Here is a 17,819-nt window from a genome sequence, read left to right on the forward strand (position 1 = left end):
GGGTGTGTTGACATTCCACAGCGATCCCGAAGGAATTGAATTCGAATTATAGTTTAAGAATTATAATTTTAAATTTAGGAGAAACGCATGAAAGTTGTAATAATTGAACAATTTGGACCTTCAAGCGTGATGAAGCTGATAGAGCAGCCAACGCCCAATCCAGGTTACGATGAAGTTCTTGTCAGAGTGAAAGCTGCTTCCGTAAACCCTGTCGATATACAAACCAGAAGGGGAGACTACACCAATTCGATTGCATTACCAGCTAGGCTCGGAGTTGATTGTGCAGGTATCATTGAGAAGGTTGGAAAAGGTGTCCATGGTTTTCAGATTGGAGATGAGGTGTTCTACGTCCCGAGGCTACTCGAAAACGAGGGGAGTTATGCAACGCATCATGTCGAGAAAGCAACCATAGTCGCAAAAAAACCTGAAACGATTTCTTTTGAACAGGCTGCTACGTTACCGTTATCCGCTGGTACCGCATGGGAGTGTTTGATTGAGAGGGGGCGCCTAAAATCGGGTGATAAAGTTCTCATTCATGGCGGAGCAGGAGGCGTCGGTGTGTATGCAATCCAGATTGCAAAGTTTTTTGGAGCACATGTTGTAACTACATCTGGCCTACATAACAAAGATTTTGTAGAAATGCTAGGAGCTGATGTCAGTTATGATTATCGCAGAGAGTCGTTGTATGAAGAGCTTCGTCAAGACTATCCCTCTGGTTTTGATATTATCCTAGATACCGTGGGTCAAAAAACAATAGAAAATAGTCTTTCATTACTGGAAACCTCAGGGAGGTTGGTGTCAATTGTCGATATGTCTGAACCTCAAAACTTGATTAGTGGCTGGCTAGTTAATGCAGAGATCCATTTTGTTTTTACAACTCAATCCGCGAAAAGGCTTACTGAAATTGCAAAAGCAGTCGATGCGGGCGGTATAAAGCCTATTATTGAACGTGTTATGAAGTTAAGTGAAATAGTGTTAGCTCATGATCTAATCGAGGCTGGAAACAGAAAAGGTAAGATTGCAATCTCAATAGATTAGTGCGTGCGTGTGGATTGAAAGTAGTCTAGCCGAATCTATCTACAGTGCAAACGGCGCCATCTACGGGCCACCCATTGATTTTGAGATAACAGCAGGCGAGGTGCATGATTGTAAAGTTGCTCCTGAGTTTATCGAAAAAATTCCTGTTGCAGAGTTTACTGTCGCAGACAAAGGTTATGATAGCGAAGACGTGCGAGATGCCATTGGCAAGCAGTCATCAGTTCCTGTCATTCCAAGAAAAAATATTTCCAAAATTGGCAATGCAAATATGGACTGGGGGTTATATAAACACAGACATTAGTTGAAAATTTGTTCGCCAAAATAAAGCGTTTATGAGGCGTTTCTACAAGGTTTGATAAATTAAAACGCAATTATGTCTCTGTGGTTGCTGATGTGAATTGTCAACAGCCCGCGTTTTAATATAGCCAAGTCGTTTTATTATGATTATAATCAAAATTTTGTATGAGCTTCCCAAATTGATTTTTCATCATCCAATGATTCAAAATAAAATACCGGATTGCTGGTGCAGTAAAGGACTTTACTAATGAATAGGATACTGTTTGGCTTATTATTATGGCTCATGTTGATAGCTGCTCAGGCAGCAGGGCCTCTCTGGACCTTTATCCCGGCACCAGGAAGCAACCCCACACAGACGGTATCGGGAAACGGGACGGCCATTGTGCAGTACCTGGTACAAAATCAGTCTGGCAAGCCTAAAAGACTGGTGATTCAGCCAAGTCCCGGTATTACCCAAACCACACCCTGTCAAGTGGCACCCAATGGGCATGCGGGTAGCAGCTGCATTTTAAATCTTTCCATTACCGGAAGAAGGTTACCTAAGGACGGTGTTCATGGTGGTCCTGCACTGTGCCAGGCTAATGCCGATGGCAGCCCGAATCCGAACCAATGTTATCAGCCTGAATTTGCCAATAGTTTAAATATTACCCGCAGTCCTCTACCGGGTGCCACGATAAGTGTCAATCCCACCACATTACTGTTTACTCAAAATTCAACGCATCATGTCACTGTAACCAATAGCGTAGGCTCCCCGGTTGCCGCAGTGAATGTGACCGCCATCATTCCTTTCCCCAGTAACATTAACCTGCAAAGCACGACATGTGGGGTCAGTCTTGCAGTTGGGGCGCACTGTACCATTACTTTTGTCTCAAGCGCACAAGAGGAGCTAGCGATAATTCCCATATCTGGGGACAATACTAACACAGTGAATGTCCATATGACTGTGACCAATCAGCCACATATAAGTATCACGAACCCTATACTGCAAAGCCGGATAGTTACGGTATCGGGGGCTCCTCTGTCTTTAGAAATCACTAACAACATTAGCAGTACCGAGAACGCCAATGCGATTACGGTCAGTAATAAAGCGGCGTGCCCCAATCTGTCTGTTGATGACACCAACTGCGCAAGTGTTGCGCCCGGAGCCAGCTGTACACTTGAATTAACTTCCAATACCCCCCACATGCCGTGTCCGATTGTTATCAGCGGCAGCAACACGGCCAATAAACCAGAGACCTGGATCGCCTTTTCTTATCTGGGAGGGCTGGTATTTGAGGAACATAGTGGCAGTGGCAAGGTTGTCATTGATGAAGCGGGAGGGTTTGATAGTCAATGGACGAGTAGTGCTTCTGATATTGCAACAGACTTTGTTGATGGCGTGAATAACACAGACAATATTGTGAGTAATGCGGCTTGTATTGATGACACTCCTAACTGTGCCGCCCAACGTTGTCGAGACATAGATCCAGCCTGGTATCTTCCTGCAAGAGATGAGTTGTTTGCAGTCCATAGTGCACTGTGCTTTAACAGTACAGTTCCTTGCAACTTTGGCGGGTTTTCGTTCTTTACCTGGAGTTCATCGCAGAACGGCATCAACCCCAACAGCGCGGTGGTCTTGCATTTCCCGACAGCTACCGAATACTTTGCCGCTAAGGACCAAACCGTCCCCCTCTTTCATGTCCGTTGTGTCCGGGCTTTTACTCCTTAGTCTCTCCCTTTTCTTTTGAAGGGGGCTTGTGCAACTGCCTCAGGCTCATATTTCAACATACGATGGCGGTCGAGGGAAGCAACTCCCTGCAGCCGTCAAGATAAGAAAATCCTGTTGCTGTGGTAAACAATCCAGAACAGAGTTTTGTTTAACGGAATCTATTGACGAATTAAGCGGATATTTTCCACGGAACCAGTTTCTGTAGAACGGCAAGGATTAATATCTAACCCGCCTCGGCGAGTATAACGGCCATAAACAGTTAGAGATTCCGGCTGACATCGAGTCATGAGATCAGTAAATATACGTTCAATGCATTGCTCATGGAATTCATTGTGATTGCGAAAAGAAACCAAATATTTTAGCAGGCCCTCATGATTTATTTTTTTGCCGCGATAAGCAATTTGCACACTCCCCCAATCAGGTTGATTGGTCACTAAACAATTTGATTTGAGTAGGTCAGAATATAGAACTTCATCTGTAAACTCATCCGATGTTGCTAGAAAAGCGGCATTGACTGAATAAGCAGAACATTCAATATCTAGAAGATCCAGACAGATACCTGAAAAAGATGCTTGGAGCATTTGACTGGATATTTCTGCCAGGGGGGTGATGGTTACGGTGGCTTTGGCATTGATACAGTTGCTTAAATCATGACTAATTGTTTGGGTAACTGTTTTAACATCAGGAAACACGTGATTGTTAAGTGAATTAAAATAGAGCTTTAATGATTTAGACTCAATAATAAAAGGAGAATGACAATCATAAGAAATAACCGCTATAGCGACCACTGGCTTGCCCTTGGGATTGAGCCAGGACACTTCATAATGATTCCAACAATCAAATCCATAGAAGGTTAAAATAGCAGGATCAAGGTTAATCTCTTTGCGTTTAGGTGCTCTGGGAATAGCATATAAGCGCTCAGGATTATAATGGTTGTCATATTCTGATAGATGACCTAACTCTGACTGATCTGCCATGTTTTGATATGTGTTGCTTAATTCCTTATTCATTATTGATGCCTCTAAAATATTAATGATTTGTGTAGTGCTATACCAATTTATTGGTTGTCCCGCTGTAATTTGTGCCGCAATATAATTTAATAAAGCAGAGGCTTCATTGACTTGCGCTGCTTGTTTTGCTAACACTTTTGCTTGAAGAGTTAATGATTTCTTTAAATTAAAGTCCGGATGTTGGATGATGTTACGAATTGTAGCCAGGGAGCAACCGAGGTATTTCAGGGTTGCAATTTGCTGCAAGCACAATAAATCCTCTGAAGAATACAATCGGTAATCCGCATCAGTTCGTCGGGACGGTTTGAGCAAATCAATCTCATCATAGTATTGTAAGGTACGAATACTTAGGGAGGTGAGCTTGCTCACTTCTTTAATTTTATATAATTTCATTGTGCACCTTTGACAAGCACATTGAGTTTATTCTATCACGTAACGTGAGAGTCAAGATAAAAAAAGGACAATTGCTCAAACCTGGCAGCAACTGTTACTTCTCAGTGCTTTTGTAATGAATTATAAACTCATCCTGCCAATTCTTTATGTTGTTTTGGTTGCAAGTAATGGACATTGATTTGATTTGCTTGTGATCTGTTAAATAATGATCATGATACAACAAGGAAAATTCAGTAGTATTTTCAATAAGGGGCGAGAGTAGAAAATCTGATTTTGCCATGTTGGCAACGATATTGAATTGTTTTTTTACCCCATTTTTAAGTTCAAAAGTGACTTGAAGTGGTTTCGCCTTAAAAAAGGTGATGGCCAGAAATCCGAATACTGTGGGCTTAATTTCTATTTCAGCAAAAAGGAGTTTGTTACCGGCAGGAATAATTAGTACTTCGCCCAAAATATGCCGTTCACTTTTTAATAAGGTCATTGATTTTAATCTGTTTTGACCTATGGTTTTTTTATGCAAATATAGAAAGGTATTGGTTAACTGAATGGGCTGATAATTTTGCAGCAATGCCGGCCAGCTGGCGCCATCTTCCAGCGCCGGAATTCTGCCATCTATTGGTTCTATTCTAAAAATAATGTTATCTGGCCTGTTTTTCCTCAGCAAATGCTCTTTATTTTTCCTGGCTAATTCGGGGGTAAACACCGAGTAGCTTTGGAATATGGGGCGCGGTGACCAGCTTAATTTTGAGGCAATCAAATAGGCTTGATTGTAAGAATAGATATCCGTTGTACCTTGTAATAGAGGGAATGAAGCTTGCCCTTTCAGGTAATTCATCGTTAGTTCAAAATTTTGGTTTAACCAGTTTTGATCATTAATTCTTTTTTTTAATCCATACCATGCAGAGGAGTAAGTTGAAAGAATATTAGTGCCAACAGATATTTTGGTATAGTGACCATCGATGTAAATCGCTGTACCTATACAGAAACTAATAATTGGGATTATTAGCCTGGCGTTATATAGAAAAGGCAGCAGGAGACCAGCAATTAGAATAGAGGTTGCCGAAATAAAGGCATGGCCGTAATGACGTGTAAATCCGGTTTTGAAAGAAAGAAATAAAAAAACAAAAAAAATACTAAATAAAAAGAGTCTGGAGTAAGACGTTGAGGGGGATTGCCATACAATGGTGCAAAGAATTAAAGCTGCTGCAATTAAATAAAGAATAATTTCATTGGTATTTCCCTCATTTGCCATAGCCTCGGTAAAACCAGTGGCTAAGGACAATGAGGTAGTAAAATAATGAGGTAAATGAGTTACTGATTGTCCGGAGGCAATCCAGAATAACAGCACGGATATGATGGGCGAAGCCAAACAAATCAAGGCTAGAATATTTTTTTTATTCAGAGTAAAAAATAGGGTACAGAGCAGTGCAGCTATAATGCATAAAATTAATATTGAACCCTTGATTAACGGGAGTAAACCAAAGGGTGCAAAAAGCAGGGCAATGGCTAATATTTCCAGTCTGCTTGTGTTCCTCCCCCAACTTTGTATGGAGACGAGCTTAAAACTCGCCAAACCTGCTAATAAAGGGTAAGAAAAAAATAAAGAGTCGCGTGCGTAAATCATACCAAAAAGACATATACCCAAGAGAACCGTCCAGTGCCGGTTAGTGCCTCTCATTAAAAGTATGATACTCATCCAATAAGAGAAGGCCAGATATATGCTTCCGTAAAGCATCATCGGATCAGTTGCAGGGTGATAAGCTTTAGTATAAATTGATGAATAAGGACCTAAAGTAAATATAATCTCTTTACCAAAGGAAAGCCCTTGGGCTATCGCTTGATTCAGACCAAGAGCCCAGGAAGAATCGAGGCCAGGAGCGGGCATTTTAGGAGAGAATGGAACAATAACACTAAGCAGGATGAGCATCAGGATAAGCTTTAGAGATAAATCGATACATCGATCCAGCTGTTGTTCTCTTCTTTTTACATAAGTGAAAATTAAATATCCTGAATGAAACAGGAAGCCAGATGGTTTGAGCACATTCTTATTCATATAATCACTGTTTTTACGTAGACAAAAGATAGTGCTATAAAATTAGCAATGATACAAACAGAGATTTTAGAAATTGTTTGTTAATGCTGAAACAATGTTTTAATTAATGAATGCACAAATAATCATTGCTTATCAAACTTCATTTGACAAAGGAAAATATTTTTACTAATCTTGGATTGTGCAATGCAGCATAAGGAGATCAAAATGACGCAGCAACATTTTTCCCAGAAATACATTAATCCAATAGAAAAACCTTTGCAGGAAATGATTGAGTTAAATATGAGGACATTACAAAAATTTTCTTATTTACATCCTGCCGATTTATTTAATCCGCAAAAACCTGAAGAAGTACTGGAAAAAAACATGCATGTTTTTATCCAAAATAGTCATAAAACTTTGGATTATATGCAGGATATGTTTCATCTTATGGAAAAAAATTGGCATAATATATCTGATAAGCTCGCTCTAAATACAAAAGAGCTAATGAGTCAGGCACAAACAGTAACGCAACATGGCTTGAAAGAGGCTGTGAGCGAGGGACAACGTACGGCAAAAAAAGTGGCTTCAAGTATGAAGAAAAGTGTAAAAAAAACTGAGTCTGCGGCCCAAAAAAGCCTGAAAGATACAGCGAAGACAATGAAAAAAGCTACTAAAACAGCTTCCTCTGTTCTTAAAGGAGCGGCAAAACCTTCGGCAAGTAAGACTAAGCCTAAAACAACAAAAAAAGCTGCTGCTACGCCTACAAAAAAGCCAGAGGTTAGACGTATGTCTACTTCGGCAGCACAAAAACCAAATACGATGAATAAAATGGAATCCAAAATTCATGAGACAAGACAAGTGAGCCAACTCACAGTACCGACTGTTAGTAACGATTCGGATACCAACAACAAAGATAGGCCTTTGATGTAAGACTCTGATTACCTCAGAGTCTATAAGCTGTCTATTTAAATTTAAAATAGGCAGCTCAACCATACTTAATCCTCTGCTAAAAAAAAACTTCAAATAATGATTGAAATGTTAAAAACACAGTGATTACCTATGGCAGATGACGAATGGTAACGTTGTTCGCACGCATCAACCTGAGAGAGTGCGTAATCACTTTAGTACATATTATTTTGTGAATTAGACTTGATTGAGGGATTAAATCCAAAGAGGTAACTGATATAAAGAAATCTGGAGCTTATACAAATTTCTGGGGAGGCCACGGACAAGTCGTGGCGTAAAGAGGTTTGTGAAAAATTATCAATATACCCCTGTAATTTAATTAAATTATTACAAAGTCAAATAATTTTGTAATCAAATCAGATTCGATAAACGACTGCGAAATTACCTGCATTGATATTTAAATTTCTTTGTACAGTTTGGAGAAGTCCGGTAGTCGTAACTGAGGTTAGGTTTGTTCCAAATGCGCTATTAGTTACATTTTGGTCGTTTAAATCATTAAAATTCAAGTGTGTAAAACGATATTCAGCAAGCACTGACCAATGCTCATTAAATTTATGCTCGAATCCTGCCCCAGATGTAACTCCTAGCTTCCAGTCTCTTCTAGTTGAAAGTAGATATTTCGCCTCTGTGGGTCCCACCAAACCATAAACCAGGGTATTTGGTTTAGCAAGAATGCCAACTCTGCCTATTAGCGAAATCATCGAGGAAATAGTCAAATCACTAAATTGGCCACCCGTGTCTGGCACTGTTCTATTTTGGCTGGGTAGAAGAAAATTGGTAAAGCTCGTTGTTCCTGTCAAAGGTATATAGGCAAAAGAATTTAATGAATAAAATAAGGAACCCTCAATTTAATATAGGCGCGGTTTTCTGGACACAAAAAAAGGTTTTTTAAGAGCTATTCTTCTTAATACAAAGAGGAGAATAAAATGTCTAAAAAGCGAGCTTATTATACGGCGGCCAAGAAGGCAAAAATAACGCTAGCTGCGATTGAGGGGAAACTCACACAAGCGCAAATTACCAGTGAATACGGTGTTCACGCAACGCAGGTAAAAACTTGGAAGCAATCGGCCATCAAAGCCATTAACGATTTATTCTCTGGGGCTAATGAAAAAGAAGCCAAGTCCCAAGAGCAGCTTGTTGAGGCATTATATCAAGAAATTGGTCGACTTCAAGCGCAGCTATCTTGGCTAAAAAAAAAGCATGAACTTTAGTCTGGATGAAAAGCGCGTCATGATTGATCCTCTTGCCGAGCTCACCATTCGTGAACAATGCTTGCTATTAGACTTGCCTGTTTCAAGTTATTATTATAGTGCCAAGCCCATTTCTGTCGAAGATGAAGCGCTTATGGCGCTACTTGATGAGCACTATCTGCAGTATCCATGTGAAGGTAAAATTAAGCGGGCAAGATGGCTGTCAAAAGAAGTAGGCTATCCTGTTGGTAAACGTCGAGTAAAAAAGTTGATGGAAATGATGGGGTTATCGACTGTTTACCCAAAGCCAAATACAAGCGTTCCCAATAAGGAGCATGAGGTGTTCCCTTATTTATTAAAAGAGGTGGATATCACCAAACCAAATCAGGTTTGGGCCGCAGATATCACCTACATCCGCATGAAAGGAAAGCATGTGTATTTAGTAGCTATTATGGACTGGTATAGTCGTTATGTGATTGGATGGGCTATTTCACCTACTATGGAGGCTGAATTTTGTATTGAGGCGCTTAGAAACGCTTTGCTGCATTCGCGTTGTGAGATCTTTAACACGGATCAGGGTTCTCAATTTACCTCAAAAGATTGGATAAATACGCTAAAATCTCACCACATTTCTATCAGCATGGATGGGCGAGGACGTTATTTAGATAATATATTTATCGAGCGATTGTGGCGTAGTGTTAAGCAAGAAAAAATCTACCGGTATGATTTTGATACAATTGAAGAGGTTGAGCTGGCCTTAACGGAGTATTTTGAGTATTATAATAACCGAAGGCTTCACCAGTCCTTTAATTATTTAACGCCCGCAGAGGTGTATTATGGCCGGAAAAGACCATAAACCCTAAATGAGAGCGTCATGACTTACCCACAAGGCCCACAGGCCTATACGAGAAAGTGAAGCTCTCCTGACCTGTGGACTTGTGGATAAGTCATTCTGATAGAGTTGTGGTAAAATGACCTAAGACAATTCGTAGTAGCAATCACTATTCATACGGTATTGAGTAGGTTTAAATAGGTTAATTTGAGTGAATTTTTAACTATAAATGATGGATGAATAGCTCTTATTTTTCCTTAATTTTGTTCCAGACATGCGGACCCATATCAATTTGCCCGCCATAAACAAGTCTGGAATTGGGTTGATGAACATTATAACCAATAAACAGTTGGGCTTGTGACATTTGAGAGTCAGCATTTAATACTCCGATATTGGGAGTGATGTTTTGTGTTGAGGTTAGGATAACGCCAAGATTGTTTGTTTGCTCGTTAGCAGAACTGTTTAATACAGCTACCTCACCCTTGGAGCTCCCGCCTCCAGCGCCAAAGGATAAGCCCCAATAGGCACCATTCCACAACTCTGGTTCATCCACATAGCCACCAGCTCTAACTTCTGTTACCTGGGAACATAGTATTAAAGCTATTATAGTTGAGGAAAAAGCCCGTTTTTTCATTTTCATAAATTTCTTTCCCTAGAGATAAAATAAATAGAGCGTATCCTATCATAATTAATTAATAATCATATAGATTAATATTACTAAAACTTGAAACCCTCTAAGCCACAGCCTTATCCTAATTATTTTTGAGTAGTCGAAATGCTTTCTGGATATTTAATGAGTTCTGCTAAGTTCCCACAGGATTCTATGAATGTCTATTTCGTGACAATAGATCAGCTTGGAATGATATTTTCATATAAGAAAGTGTTAACTGCATTGTTTTATGTTATTTTCAGAGTTTAAATTATCTCTTATGAAGAGCTCGAACGTTATCATGAGACGTCCGGTTAACCTATTGAAAAACTGGCTGGAAGAAGAGAAAGAATTGGGGGTGCCCAATCCTCAGCAAGCTGTGCTTTCTACAGCTACATTGTCTGCAATCCCTCACAGTCGTGTAGTAGCCATTCGTGAAATTAACGAAGATAACCTGATATTCTTTACTCAAAAAGAAACACGCAAAGTGACTGAACTTCTTAATAATCCAATTGCTGCGTTAACGTTCTGGTTTGAGATGTCATCTCGGGAAGTAATTATTGAAGGCAAGGCAGCTCCATTAACACTTGAGGAGAATAAAAGCTATTGGAACAGTTATCCGCGTGAAGCTCAAATTCGATTCTGTAGTTATGCAGCCACCTCTGCCACTCCTATTGCCAGTAAAGAGATTTTAGAGGAAAAGAAAAGTTTGATTGAACTGCAATATTATGGACAAAAACTGCCAATGAATGAATTTTATTACGGATTTAAATTTAAACCCGATAGATTCGTTTTTTATACTTATCGTACTGATGAGCTTTCTGATGTGAGCGAGTATGTATGGTGGGAAAATAGTTGGATACGGCAGGTATTATCGCCATAACCTGGTTTATTTAGTGCAGCTTTCCTGGTTTTAAAGATCCTCGCGGTGTTAAACTATTCCATCACTAAAAAATGGAGATAAGATTGATGAAGAATTATTGGTTGGTAACCCTGGGTGTTATATTAGGCAGCACAACAGCTATTGCTCAGACAAAAGGAGAGTTAACCAAACGTATGGAACAATTTTCCAATGATCAGGTAACTGTCTGGAAGACGTTTATTTATCCTGCATCAGGTCAGGAATTGCCAATGCATCGTCACGAGCATGACCGTGTAGTTGTAGCACTCACGGATGGACTACTAAAAATCATTACCGATAAAGGGAAATCCCATAATCTAAAACTTGAAAAGGATAAAGCTTATTACCTTAGCAAAGACGTCCCAAATGAATTACACAAAGATATTAATTTGACAAACCATGCGATAAAGGTAATGGTGATTGAGCTTAATAACAAACAGAAAAAATTGTAATTAATAGTGCCAGAAGGGGGAGATTAGGAGTTGACTTCAATATACTCCAATCTGTAGGACTGCTGTATTTATGCTATGATTTATTAAATAAATTCTGTTTGGGCGCTCATGATGATGACCACGAAGCGAGGATTAGCAGTTACTACCGATTCACACGATGTTATTGATAGCATTGATCATTTTCATCAACAAATTCTAGGCTCCGGGCAAAGTGCTGGCAACATTTTGGATGCAGCTGAGCGTAATCCATCCAGTTTACTAACCCAAACTTATGCTGCTGCTTATTATCTATATGCACAAGAGTATGAAGTTGATAAACAGGCTAAAATTCATCTGGTACAAGCTGAAAAACTGTTGCAGTTTGCGAACCTCCGTGAACAAATATTATATGAAGCAGTTTTTAGTTGGTACCAGCGAGATTATACCAAAGCTATTAATTTATTAGAAAACGTTGTTGCGCTTTTTCCAAAAGATACTTTAGCTCTTAAATTTTTAGAGTGGCTTTTTTACTGTACCGGTCAGGCCTTTCAGGCAGATAATTTTTTGCGTGTTTGTAATCAATGTGCTTCAGAAAATCAAGATGAGTCTCATTTTTTGGCAATTCACTCTTTTGCATTGGAACTGTGTGGGCACTATGCACAATCCATGGAAATGGCTGAAGCTGCAATCGCAATGAATCGGGTTACACCATGGGCACACCATACTCTTTCCCATGTATATCTGTTAAATCATGATTTTTCTGGTGGAGTCAGGCGTTTGGGGGAGTTACAAAGTAGTTGGGATCAAATTTTACCTTTATTAAAAGGACATAATACCTGGCATCTGGCCTTATTTCATTTAGCCCAACGTAACGAGAACGAGGTCATGAAATTATATCCTGCAGTTTTTGGAACGATGCCTGATACCGTTCTTGAGCAAATTGATGCTCTGTCCTTAATCTGGCGAATGGATATGGCGGGTTTATCGCAAGAAAAAATGATTCACTCAGTAGCCAGTCATTTAGGATCTCATCCCTTTGAATATTATACAGGCTTTAATAATGTTCATTTTATTTATGGTTTAGTGCGATCCGGTCAAAAAAAATTGGCTAAGGATTCATTAAAGCAAATGGAAATCCAGGTTGATTCACTGTCCTCGGCCCCATTATGGACCGAAGTTGTTTTACCTTTATGTCGAGGAGTTTATGCTTTTGCGGATGCTGATTATAAAACTGCTGGTGAATTAATGGCTCCGGTTATTGGACAAGCTTCTCGTATAGGCGGCAGTGATGCGCAAATTGAACTATTGGCACAAACTTATTTACTCTGTCTGTTGCATACACAACAGCGGGATAAAGCACAGTTATTTTTTTCCCGTCAGTTATCGCATTATAAGAACACTGCATTGGCAGATTGGTGGAAGATTAAAATTTAGGTCGGTTCGTATAACACCATCTTTTTAAGTCCCAAAATAACAAACACCCATAAGCTAAAAGTTAAATTTTGATCAGACAAACTTAATAATACGCTAATATTTGTTCTGTATACTAAATTTTATTCTACGTTTATTATGGTGATTGAGAGTGTTTAAAAACTTTATTCTTAGTTTTATGATGTTTACTGTGACTCTTAACTCCTATAGTTATAAGTTTGATACCATAGTCACTTTCGGGGATAGTCTGTCAGATAATGGTAATTTATATTCCTACTTAGGCCATTTCATTCCTAAATCGCCGCCATATTATAAAGGACATTTTACTAATGGTCCTGTTTGGGTCGAGAATCTATATCAATTCTATTTCCCCAATGGAAAAGAAGATAATTTTCAGGATTTCGCGGTTGGAGGTGCTGGCGCAGTTCTTTCTTATGAGGAAAATTTACCTTATACCTTGGGTACAGAGATAGACGATTACTTATACCTACATAACTACACCAACAAAAATAAAAGTCTTTTTATTATCTGGATTGGTGCAAATAATTACTTAAATGGACCAACTAATGTAGATGATATAACCAGTTCTGTAGTTAATGCTGTCAGTACTGATATTAAATCACTTATTGATCATGGTGCTGTTATGGTCTTGATAGTTAATTTGCCTGATCTTGGCAAAACACCTTCGGCAATCAATGCGAATCGACAAGAACTTTTAACGGAATTAACGAATAAACATAATGAGAAATTATTAGCTACATATAATGAGCTGAAAGAGCAGTATCCAAATATTAATATTGCTTATTTTGATGTCCATAGTGTGTTCGAACAATTAATAAATCAGCCCCAGCAGTTTAATATTACTAATGTGACTGAACCCTGTTATGACGGTGGATATTCCTATCGGGCAATGCTTAATAATCCACTATTATTAGACCACTACTTAACGGATCAGGCAAAACAACATAATATTGTTTTAGATGAAAAAACAAAACAGGCCATTCTTTCTAATCCAGTTCTGAAGGAAGCGATGGAAGTGAGCTATCATCAACAAACGCAGGACAAATTCAACTCGGTTCCTGACTCGTGCACAGGTCACTTATTTTGGGATCATGTTCATCCGACTGCTGCTATTCACGAACTGATTGCTCAATATGCAAAAGCAACTCTTGATGAAGCAGGCTATCAAGCAATCACTCAATGATTGCTTGATAGCAGTTAACTCATCACATCTGGCACAGTTGGGCGTGTCAAAACGCCCTGGAGCTTACTTTATTTTTCGTACGCTGACTTTTCGTCCTTTTAATGTACCATGTTGTAAATATTCATGAGCTTTGTCTGCCTGACTGCGATGAATTGCCACATAAGAATGAAAGGTGGTGATATTAATTTTGCCAATCTTATCTCCAGCTAATCCTGCATCTTTGGTTAATGCTCCTAAAATATCTCCAGGACGAATTTTATCTTTTTTACCAGAGGCCATGCATAAAGTGATCATTTCAGGCAATAATATGGTTTCGTTCCCACTGTCTAGCTCAGTACTTTTTCCCCAGGTTATGGGGTGGGTTAGCCCTTCTTCAATGGCCACTATCCTTAGGGCATCTGCCGGAGTAGTAATACTTAAAGCCAGGCCTTTATTACCCGCTCGCCCTGTTCGACCAATTCGATGGATGTGCACGTCATGTTCAAAGGCGAGATCAAAATTGATGACCGCAGGGAGTTCTTTAATATCAAGCCCCCGAGCAGCAACATCGGTAGCCACTAATAAAGAACAGCTTTGATTGGCAAAACGCATTATAGCCATATCCCGTTCAACCTGTTCCATATCACCATTTAAGGCTGCAGCGCTAAAGCCGGCATGGATCAGCAGATCAGTAACATCAGCAGTTTGTAGTTTGGTATTACAAAAAATTAAAGCCGAGCTTGGTTTATAGTGGAGAAGTAGCGATTTTAGCAAAGTAAATTTACTACCTTGATTGGGTGCTTCATAAAAGCGTTGTTCAATATCAAATTCTGCATGGGGTGTTTCAATAAGCACTTCCTGAGGATTATGCATCAATTGCTTGGATAGCTTTTTGATTTCTTCCGGATAGGTAGCAGAAAAAAGTAAGGTTTGTCGTTGTTTCGGACAAACCGAAATAATCGTTTTAATGTCATCAAAAAATCCCATATCAAGCATTCTATCTGCTTCATCCAAAATCAGAGTACTCAGTTTATCTAAGGTTAATGAACCTTTATTGAGGTGTTTTTGAATCCGGCCTGGTGTACCTACAATAATATGTGCTCCATGTCTTAACGAGTCCAGCTGGGGCTTCATTGGTATCCCACCCGATAAATTAATGATTTTAACGTTAGGCATGAAACAGGCTAAGCGACGTAAGGCTTGACTTACTTGCTCCGCTAATTCGCGGGTCGGACACAGAATTAATCCCTGAACAGCAAACCATTCGATTTTTAAATTATTTAATATAGAAAGTCCAAATGCAGCAGTTTTTCCACTACCAGTTTTTGCCTGTGCAATGACATCCTCTTTTCTTAGCATGATGGGGAGGCTTTGCACTTGAATGGGAGTCATGGTTTCATAACGAAGAGAGTCAAGGCTTCTAAGTAGTTCTTCACGCAAGGGCAATGAAGAAAAATAGGGTTGTTCTAAAGGGATTTGACTGTTGGGCTCGGACTGTTTCATTAGGGTCGCTTGTGTTTTATAATTAGTACGTAGACTAACACTTTTTAGTTCAATTTTAAATCAATTTCGTTGTTTCTTAAGAAAATACAGCCTACTAAATTAATATCAAATATCCGTTCCTAATCATTTCTTTTTTATGTATTGGATATTATTTGTTATTAATCCTATTATTTAAATACGGCTCATGTGGTCATTTGCTAAGGAATAGCAACATGAACAAAAAATATTTTTGTTGTATGTTATTTCTCTCTCTCTATTTCTCGTCTATTGCCCATTCTTTTGGTGATAGTTATGTTACAGATTGGACCCAGAAAACATTAATCGAAACCTTATCAGCCAGTTACTTTGATACGCCCCAGGACGTTGCATTGGTCAGAAAAAAATACTCTCAGGCAGCTTGGGAGCCTATGAGCGCCTTTTTTAATAAAGAACTCAAAATGATTGACAAACAAAAACTGGTTATACACCCCAAGCCTCTGACAGAACCCAAGATAACCAATTTAACAGACTGTATTAGCGATCAATGCTGGCGAGTGAATCAATCATTTAATATTCCAGAGCTGCATATGAATATTGATTTTTCGTTGCTGGTTGTTAGTGCTTCGCCCTCTGGAGATTCACCCTTTTTAATTCAAAGTGTTAATATGAACGTGCATCATTATTAATGATGGTAAGCATCCCTGCTCATTCTATTCCTGGTTAATATCTACTGAAAGGAACCCTTGTTGGTAAAATGAATTTTCATGAGGTTTCTAATTTTTTAGTATTTAAAATTTGCAAGATAAATTCAATTCTACAATGAACCGAAACCTTAGGTACTTCAATCAGTTGATTGATATGGGTCCGCATGTCTGGAACAAAATTAAGGAAAAATAAGAGCTATTCATCCATCATTTATAGTTAAAAATTCACTCAAATTAACCTATTTAAACCTACTCAATACCGTATGAATAGTGATTGCTACTACGAATTGTCTTAGGTCATTTTACCACAACTCTATCAGAATGACTTATCCACAAGTCCACAGGTCAGGAGAGCTTCACTTTCTCGTATAGGCCTGTGGGCCTTGTGGGTAAGTCATGACGCTCTCATTTAGGGTTTATGGTCTTTTCCGGCCATAATACACCTCTGCGGGCGTTAAATAATTAAAGGACTGGTGAAGCCTTCGGTTATTATAATACTCAAAATACTCCGTTAAGGCCAGCTCAACCTCTTCAATTGTATCAAAATCATACCGGTAGATTTTTTCTTGCTTAACACTACGCCACAATCGCTCGATAAATATATTATCTAAATAACGTCCTCGCCCATCCATGCTGATAGAAATGTGGTGAGATTTTAGCGTATTTATCCAATCTTTTGAGGTAAATTGAGAACCCTGATCCGTGTTAAAGATCTCACAACGCGAATGCAGCAAAGCGTTTCTAAGCGCCTCAATACAAAATTCAGCCTCCATAGTAGGTGAAATAGCCCATCCAATCACATAACGACTATACCAGTCCATAATAGCTACTAAATACACATGCTTTCCTTTCATGCGGATGTAGGTGATATCTGCGGCCCAAACCTGATTTGGTTTGGTGATATCCACCTCTTTTAATAAATAAGGGAACACCTCATGCTCCTTATTGGGAACGCTTGTATTTGGCTTTGGGTAAACAGTCGATAACCCCATCATTTCCATCAACTTTTTTACTCGACGTTTACCAACAGGATAGCCTACTTCTTTTGACAGCCATCTTGCCCGCTTAATTTTACCTTCACATGGATACTGCAGATAGTGCTCATCAAGTAGCGCCATAAGCGCTTCATCTTCGACAGAAATGGGCTTGGCACTATAATAATAACTTGAAACAGGCAAGTCTAATAGCAAGCATTGTTCACGAATGGTGAGCTCGGCAAGAGGATCAATCATGACGCGCTTTTCATCCAGACTAAAGTTCATGCTTTTTTTTTAGCCAAGATAGCTGCGCTTGAAGTCGACCAATTTCTTGATATAATGCCTCAACAAGCTGCTCTTGGGACTTGGCTTCTTTTTCATTAGCCCCAGAGAATAAATCGTTAATGGCTTTGATGGCCGATTGCTTCCAAGTTTTTACCTGCGTTGCGTGAACACCGTATTCACTGGTAATTTGCGCTTGTGTGAGTTTCCCCTCAATCGCAGCTAGCGTTATTTTTGCCTTCTTGGCCGCCGTATAATAAGCTCGCTTTTTAGACATTTTATTCTCCTCTTTGTATTAAGAAGAATAGCTCTT

At 39.2% G+C, this 17,819-nt stretch carries 17 protein-coding genes and 2 pseudogenes; 11 read left to right on the forward strand and 8 right to left on the reverse strand.

The window, feature by feature from the left end:
- Positions 1 to 87: 87 nt before the first annotated feature.
- The 3 genes and pseudogenes from HRS36_RS04155 to HRS36_RS04165 all read left to right on the forward strand — a co-directional run bounded on the left by HRS36_RS04155 (position 88) and on the right by HRS36_RS04165 (position 3,043).
- Positions 88 to 1,038, forward strand: coding sequence for a zinc-binding dehydrogenase (locus HRS36_RS04155; protein ID WP_197933208.1), 951 nt, complete (start codon positions 88 to 90; stop codon positions 1,036 to 1,038).
- A gap of 61 nt (positions 1,039 to 1,099) precedes the next feature.
- Positions 1,100 to 1,458 (forward strand): annotated as a pseudogene (locus tag HRS36_RS04160) (transposase); the annotation flags it as partial.
- A gap of 124 nt (positions 1,459 to 1,582) precedes the next feature.
- Complete coding sequence (locus HRS36_RS04165; protein ID WP_173236353.1) at positions 1,583 to 3,043, forward strand: Lcl C-terminal domain-containing protein; 1,461 nt, start codon at positions 1,583 to 1,585, stop codon at positions 3,041 to 3,043.
- 158 nt (positions 3,044 to 3,201) lie between these two features.
- Here the strand turns inward: HRS36_RS04165 and queF are convergent, their stop codons facing one another.
- From queF to HRS36_RS04175, 3 genes and pseudogenes are all read right to left on the reverse strand, one after another.
- Positions 3,202 to 4,053, reverse strand: coding sequence for an NADPH-dependent 7-cyano-7-deazaguanine reductase QueF (queF, locus tag HRS36_RS04170; RefSeq protein WP_226905625.1), 852 nt, complete (start codon positions 4,051 to 4,053; stop codon positions 3,202 to 3,204).
- Between the two features lie 240 nt (positions 4,054 to 4,293).
- Positions 4,294 to 4,446 (reverse strand): annotated as a pseudogene (locus tag HRS36_RS18595) (MerR family DNA-binding transcriptional regulator); the annotation flags it as partial.
- A gap of 94 nt (positions 4,447 to 4,540) precedes the next feature.
- Positions 4,541 to 6,499: an MFS transporter gene (locus HRS36_RS04175; RefSeq protein ID WP_226905569.1), complete on the reverse strand. Its 1,959-nt coding sequence runs from the start codon at positions 6,497 to 6,499 to the stop codon at positions 4,541 to 4,543.
- Between the two features lie 204 nt (positions 6,500 to 6,703).
- On the opposite strand from HRS36_RS04175, the gene HRS36_RS04180 reads away from it, so the two are divergent.
- Positions 6,704 to 7,408 carry a hypothetical protein gene (locus HRS36_RS04180; protein ID WP_173236355.1) on the forward strand — a complete coding sequence of 235 codons (705 nt, stop codon included), beginning with the start codon at positions 6,704 to 6,706 and terminating at the stop codon, positions 7,406 to 7,408.
- A gap of 392 nt (positions 7,409 to 7,800) precedes the next feature.
- Here the strand turns inward: HRS36_RS04180 and HRS36_RS04185 are convergent, their stop codons facing one another.
- The gene (locus HRS36_RS04185) at positions 7,801 to 8,145 is read right to left on the reverse strand and encodes an outer membrane protein (RefSeq protein WP_173236356.1); all 345 of its coding nucleotides are present in this window, start codon (positions 8,143 to 8,145) and stop codon (positions 7,801 to 7,803) included.
- A gap of 225 nt (positions 8,146 to 8,370) precedes the next feature.
- On the opposite strand from HRS36_RS04185, the gene HRS36_RS04190 reads away from it, so the two are divergent.
- Both HRS36_RS04190 and HRS36_RS04195 read left to right on the forward strand, forming a co-directional pair.
- Positions 8,371 to 8,655 carry a transposase gene (locus HRS36_RS04190; protein ID WP_173235475.1) on the forward strand — a complete coding sequence of 95 codons (285 nt, stop codon included), beginning with the start codon at positions 8,371 to 8,373 and terminating at the stop codon, positions 8,653 to 8,655.
- Positions 8,645 to 9,490, forward strand: coding sequence for an IS3 family transposase (locus HRS36_RS04195; RefSeq protein ID WP_173235473.1), 846 nt, complete (start codon positions 8,645 to 8,647; stop codon positions 9,488 to 9,490). The genes HRS36_RS04190 and HRS36_RS04195 overlap by 11 nt, the downstream gene beginning before the upstream one ends.
- A gap of 223 nt (positions 9,491 to 9,713) precedes the next feature.
- Here the strand turns inward: HRS36_RS04195 and HRS36_RS04200 are convergent, their stop codons facing one another.
- The gene (locus tag HRS36_RS04200; protein WP_173236357.1) at positions 9,714 to 10,106 is read right to left on the reverse strand and encodes a hypothetical protein; all 393 of its coding nucleotides are present in this window, start codon (positions 10,104 to 10,106) and stop codon (positions 9,714 to 9,716) included.
- A 310-nt stretch (positions 10,107 to 10,416) separates the two neighbouring features.
- On the opposite strand from HRS36_RS04200, the gene HRS36_RS04205 reads away from it, so the two are divergent.
- From HRS36_RS04205 to HRS36_RS04220, 4 genes are all read left to right on the forward strand, one after another.
- On the forward strand, positions 10,417 to 10,998 hold the full coding sequence (locus HRS36_RS04205) for a pyridoxine/pyridoxamine 5'-phosphate oxidase (RefSeq protein WP_173238447.1): 582 nt from the start codon (positions 10,417 to 10,419) through the stop codon (positions 10,996 to 10,998).
- 86 nt (positions 10,999 to 11,084) lie between these two features.
- The gene (locus HRS36_RS04210) at positions 11,085 to 11,468 is read left to right on the forward strand and encodes a cupin domain-containing protein (protein ID WP_173238448.1); all 384 of its coding nucleotides are present in this window, start codon (positions 11,085 to 11,087) and stop codon (positions 11,466 to 11,468) included.
- A gap of 114 nt (positions 11,469 to 11,582) precedes the next feature.
- Positions 11,583 to 12,881 (forward strand): tetratricopeptide repeat protein, encoded by a 1,299-nt coding sequence (locus tag HRS36_RS04215; RefSeq protein WP_173236358.1) that lies wholly within the window; start codon positions 11,583 to 11,585, stop codon positions 12,879 to 12,881.
- Positions 12,882 to 13,029: 148 nt separating this feature from the next.
- Positions 13,030 to 14,082: an SGNH/GDSL hydrolase family protein gene (locus HRS36_RS04220; protein ID WP_173236359.1), complete on the forward strand. Its 1,053-nt coding sequence runs from the start codon at positions 13,030 to 13,032 to the stop codon at positions 14,080 to 14,082.
- Between the two features lie 63 nt (positions 14,083 to 14,145).
- Here HRS36_RS04220 and dbpA read toward each other — a convergent pair whose 3' ends face one another.
- Complete coding sequence (gene dbpA / locus HRS36_RS04225) at positions 14,146 to 15,564, reverse strand: ATP-dependent RNA helicase DbpA (RefSeq protein ID WP_173236360.1); 1,419 nt, start codon at positions 15,562 to 15,564, stop codon at positions 14,146 to 14,148.
- A gap of 212 nt (positions 15,565 to 15,776) precedes the next feature.
- On the opposite strand from dbpA, the gene HRS36_RS04230 reads away from it, so the two are divergent.
- Positions 15,777 to 16,229, forward strand: a complete 453-nt coding sequence (locus HRS36_RS04230; protein WP_173236361.1) for a hypothetical protein — start codon at positions 15,777 to 15,779, stop codon at positions 16,227 to 16,229.
- A 434-nt stretch (positions 16,230 to 16,663) separates the two neighbouring features.
- On the opposite strand, the gene HRS36_RS04235 is transcribed toward HRS36_RS04230, so the two are convergent.
- Positions 16,664 to 17,509 carry an IS3 family transposase gene (locus tag HRS36_RS04235; RefSeq protein ID WP_173235473.1) on the reverse strand — a complete coding sequence of 282 codons (846 nt, stop codon included), beginning with the start codon at positions 17,507 to 17,509 and terminating at the stop codon, positions 16,664 to 16,666.
- Positions 17,499 to 17,783: a transposase gene (locus HRS36_RS04240; RefSeq protein WP_173235475.1), complete on the reverse strand. Its 285-nt coding sequence runs from the start codon at positions 17,781 to 17,783 to the stop codon at positions 17,499 to 17,501. Before HRS36_RS04240 ends, HRS36_RS04235 begins: the two co-directional genes overlap by 11 nt.
- Positions 17,784 to 17,819 lie beyond the last annotated feature (36 nt).

This window comes from Legionella antarctica (assembly GCF_011764505.1).
Classification (GTDB): domain Bacteria; phylum Pseudomonadota; class Gammaproteobacteria; order Legionellales; family Legionellaceae; genus Legionella; species Legionella antarctica.

Coding starts and splice junctions, on each gene's coding strand:
- HRS36_RS04155 (WP_197933208.1), top strand. CDS start 88: ATGAAAGTTGTAATAATTGAACAATTTGGACCTTCAAGCGTGATGAAG.
- HRS36_RS04165 (WP_173236353.1), top strand. CDS start 1,583: ATGAATAGGATACTGTTTGGCTTATTATTATGGCTCATGTTGATAGCT.
- queF (WP_226905625.1), bottom strand. CDS start 4,053: ATGAATAAGGAATTAAGCAACACATATCAAAACATGGCAGATCAGTCA.
- HRS36_RS04175 (WP_226905569.1), bottom strand. CDS start 6,499: ATGAATAAGAATGTGCTCAAACCATCTGGCTTCCTGTTTCATTCAGGA.
- HRS36_RS04180 (WP_173236355.1), top strand. CDS start 6,704: ATGACGCAGCAACATTTTTCCCAGAAATACATTAATCCAATAGAAAAA.
- HRS36_RS04185 (WP_173236356.1), bottom strand. CDS start 8,145: ATGATTTCGCTAATAGGCAGAGTTGGCATTCTTGCTAAACCAAATACC.
- HRS36_RS04190 (WP_173235475.1), top strand. CDS start 8,371: ATGTCTAAAAAGCGAGCTTATTATACGGCGGCCAAGAAGGCAAAAATA.
- HRS36_RS04195 (WP_173235473.1), top strand. CDS start 8,645: ATGAACTTTAGTCTGGATGAAAAGCGCGTCATGATTGATCCTCTTGCC.
- HRS36_RS04200 (WP_173236357.1), bottom strand. CDS start 10,106: ATGAAAATGAAAAAACGGGCTTTTTCCTCAACTATAATAGCTTTAATA.
- HRS36_RS04205 (WP_173238447.1), top strand. CDS start 10,417: ATGAGACGTCCGGTTAACCTATTGAAAAACTGGCTGGAAGAAGAGAAA.
- HRS36_RS04210 (WP_173238448.1), top strand. CDS start 11,085: ATGAAGAATTATTGGTTGGTAACCCTGGGTGTTATATTAGGCAGCACA.
- HRS36_RS04215 (WP_173236358.1), top strand. CDS start 11,583: ATGACCACGAAGCGAGGATTAGCAGTTACTACCGATTCACACGATGTT.
- dbpA (WP_173236360.1), bottom strand. CDS start 15,564: ATGAAACAGTCCGAGCCCAACAGTCAAATCCCTTTAGAACAACCCTAT.
- HRS36_RS04230 (WP_173236361.1), top strand. CDS start 15,777: ATGAACAAAAAATATTTTTGTTGTATGTTATTTCTCTCTCTCTATTTC.
- HRS36_RS04235 (WP_173235473.1), bottom strand. CDS start 17,509: ATGAACTTTAGTCTGGATGAAAAGCGCGTCATGATTGATCCTCTTGCC.
- HRS36_RS04240 (WP_173235475.1), bottom strand. CDS start 17,783: ATGTCTAAAAAGCGAGCTTATTATACGGCGGCCAAGAAGGCAAAAATA.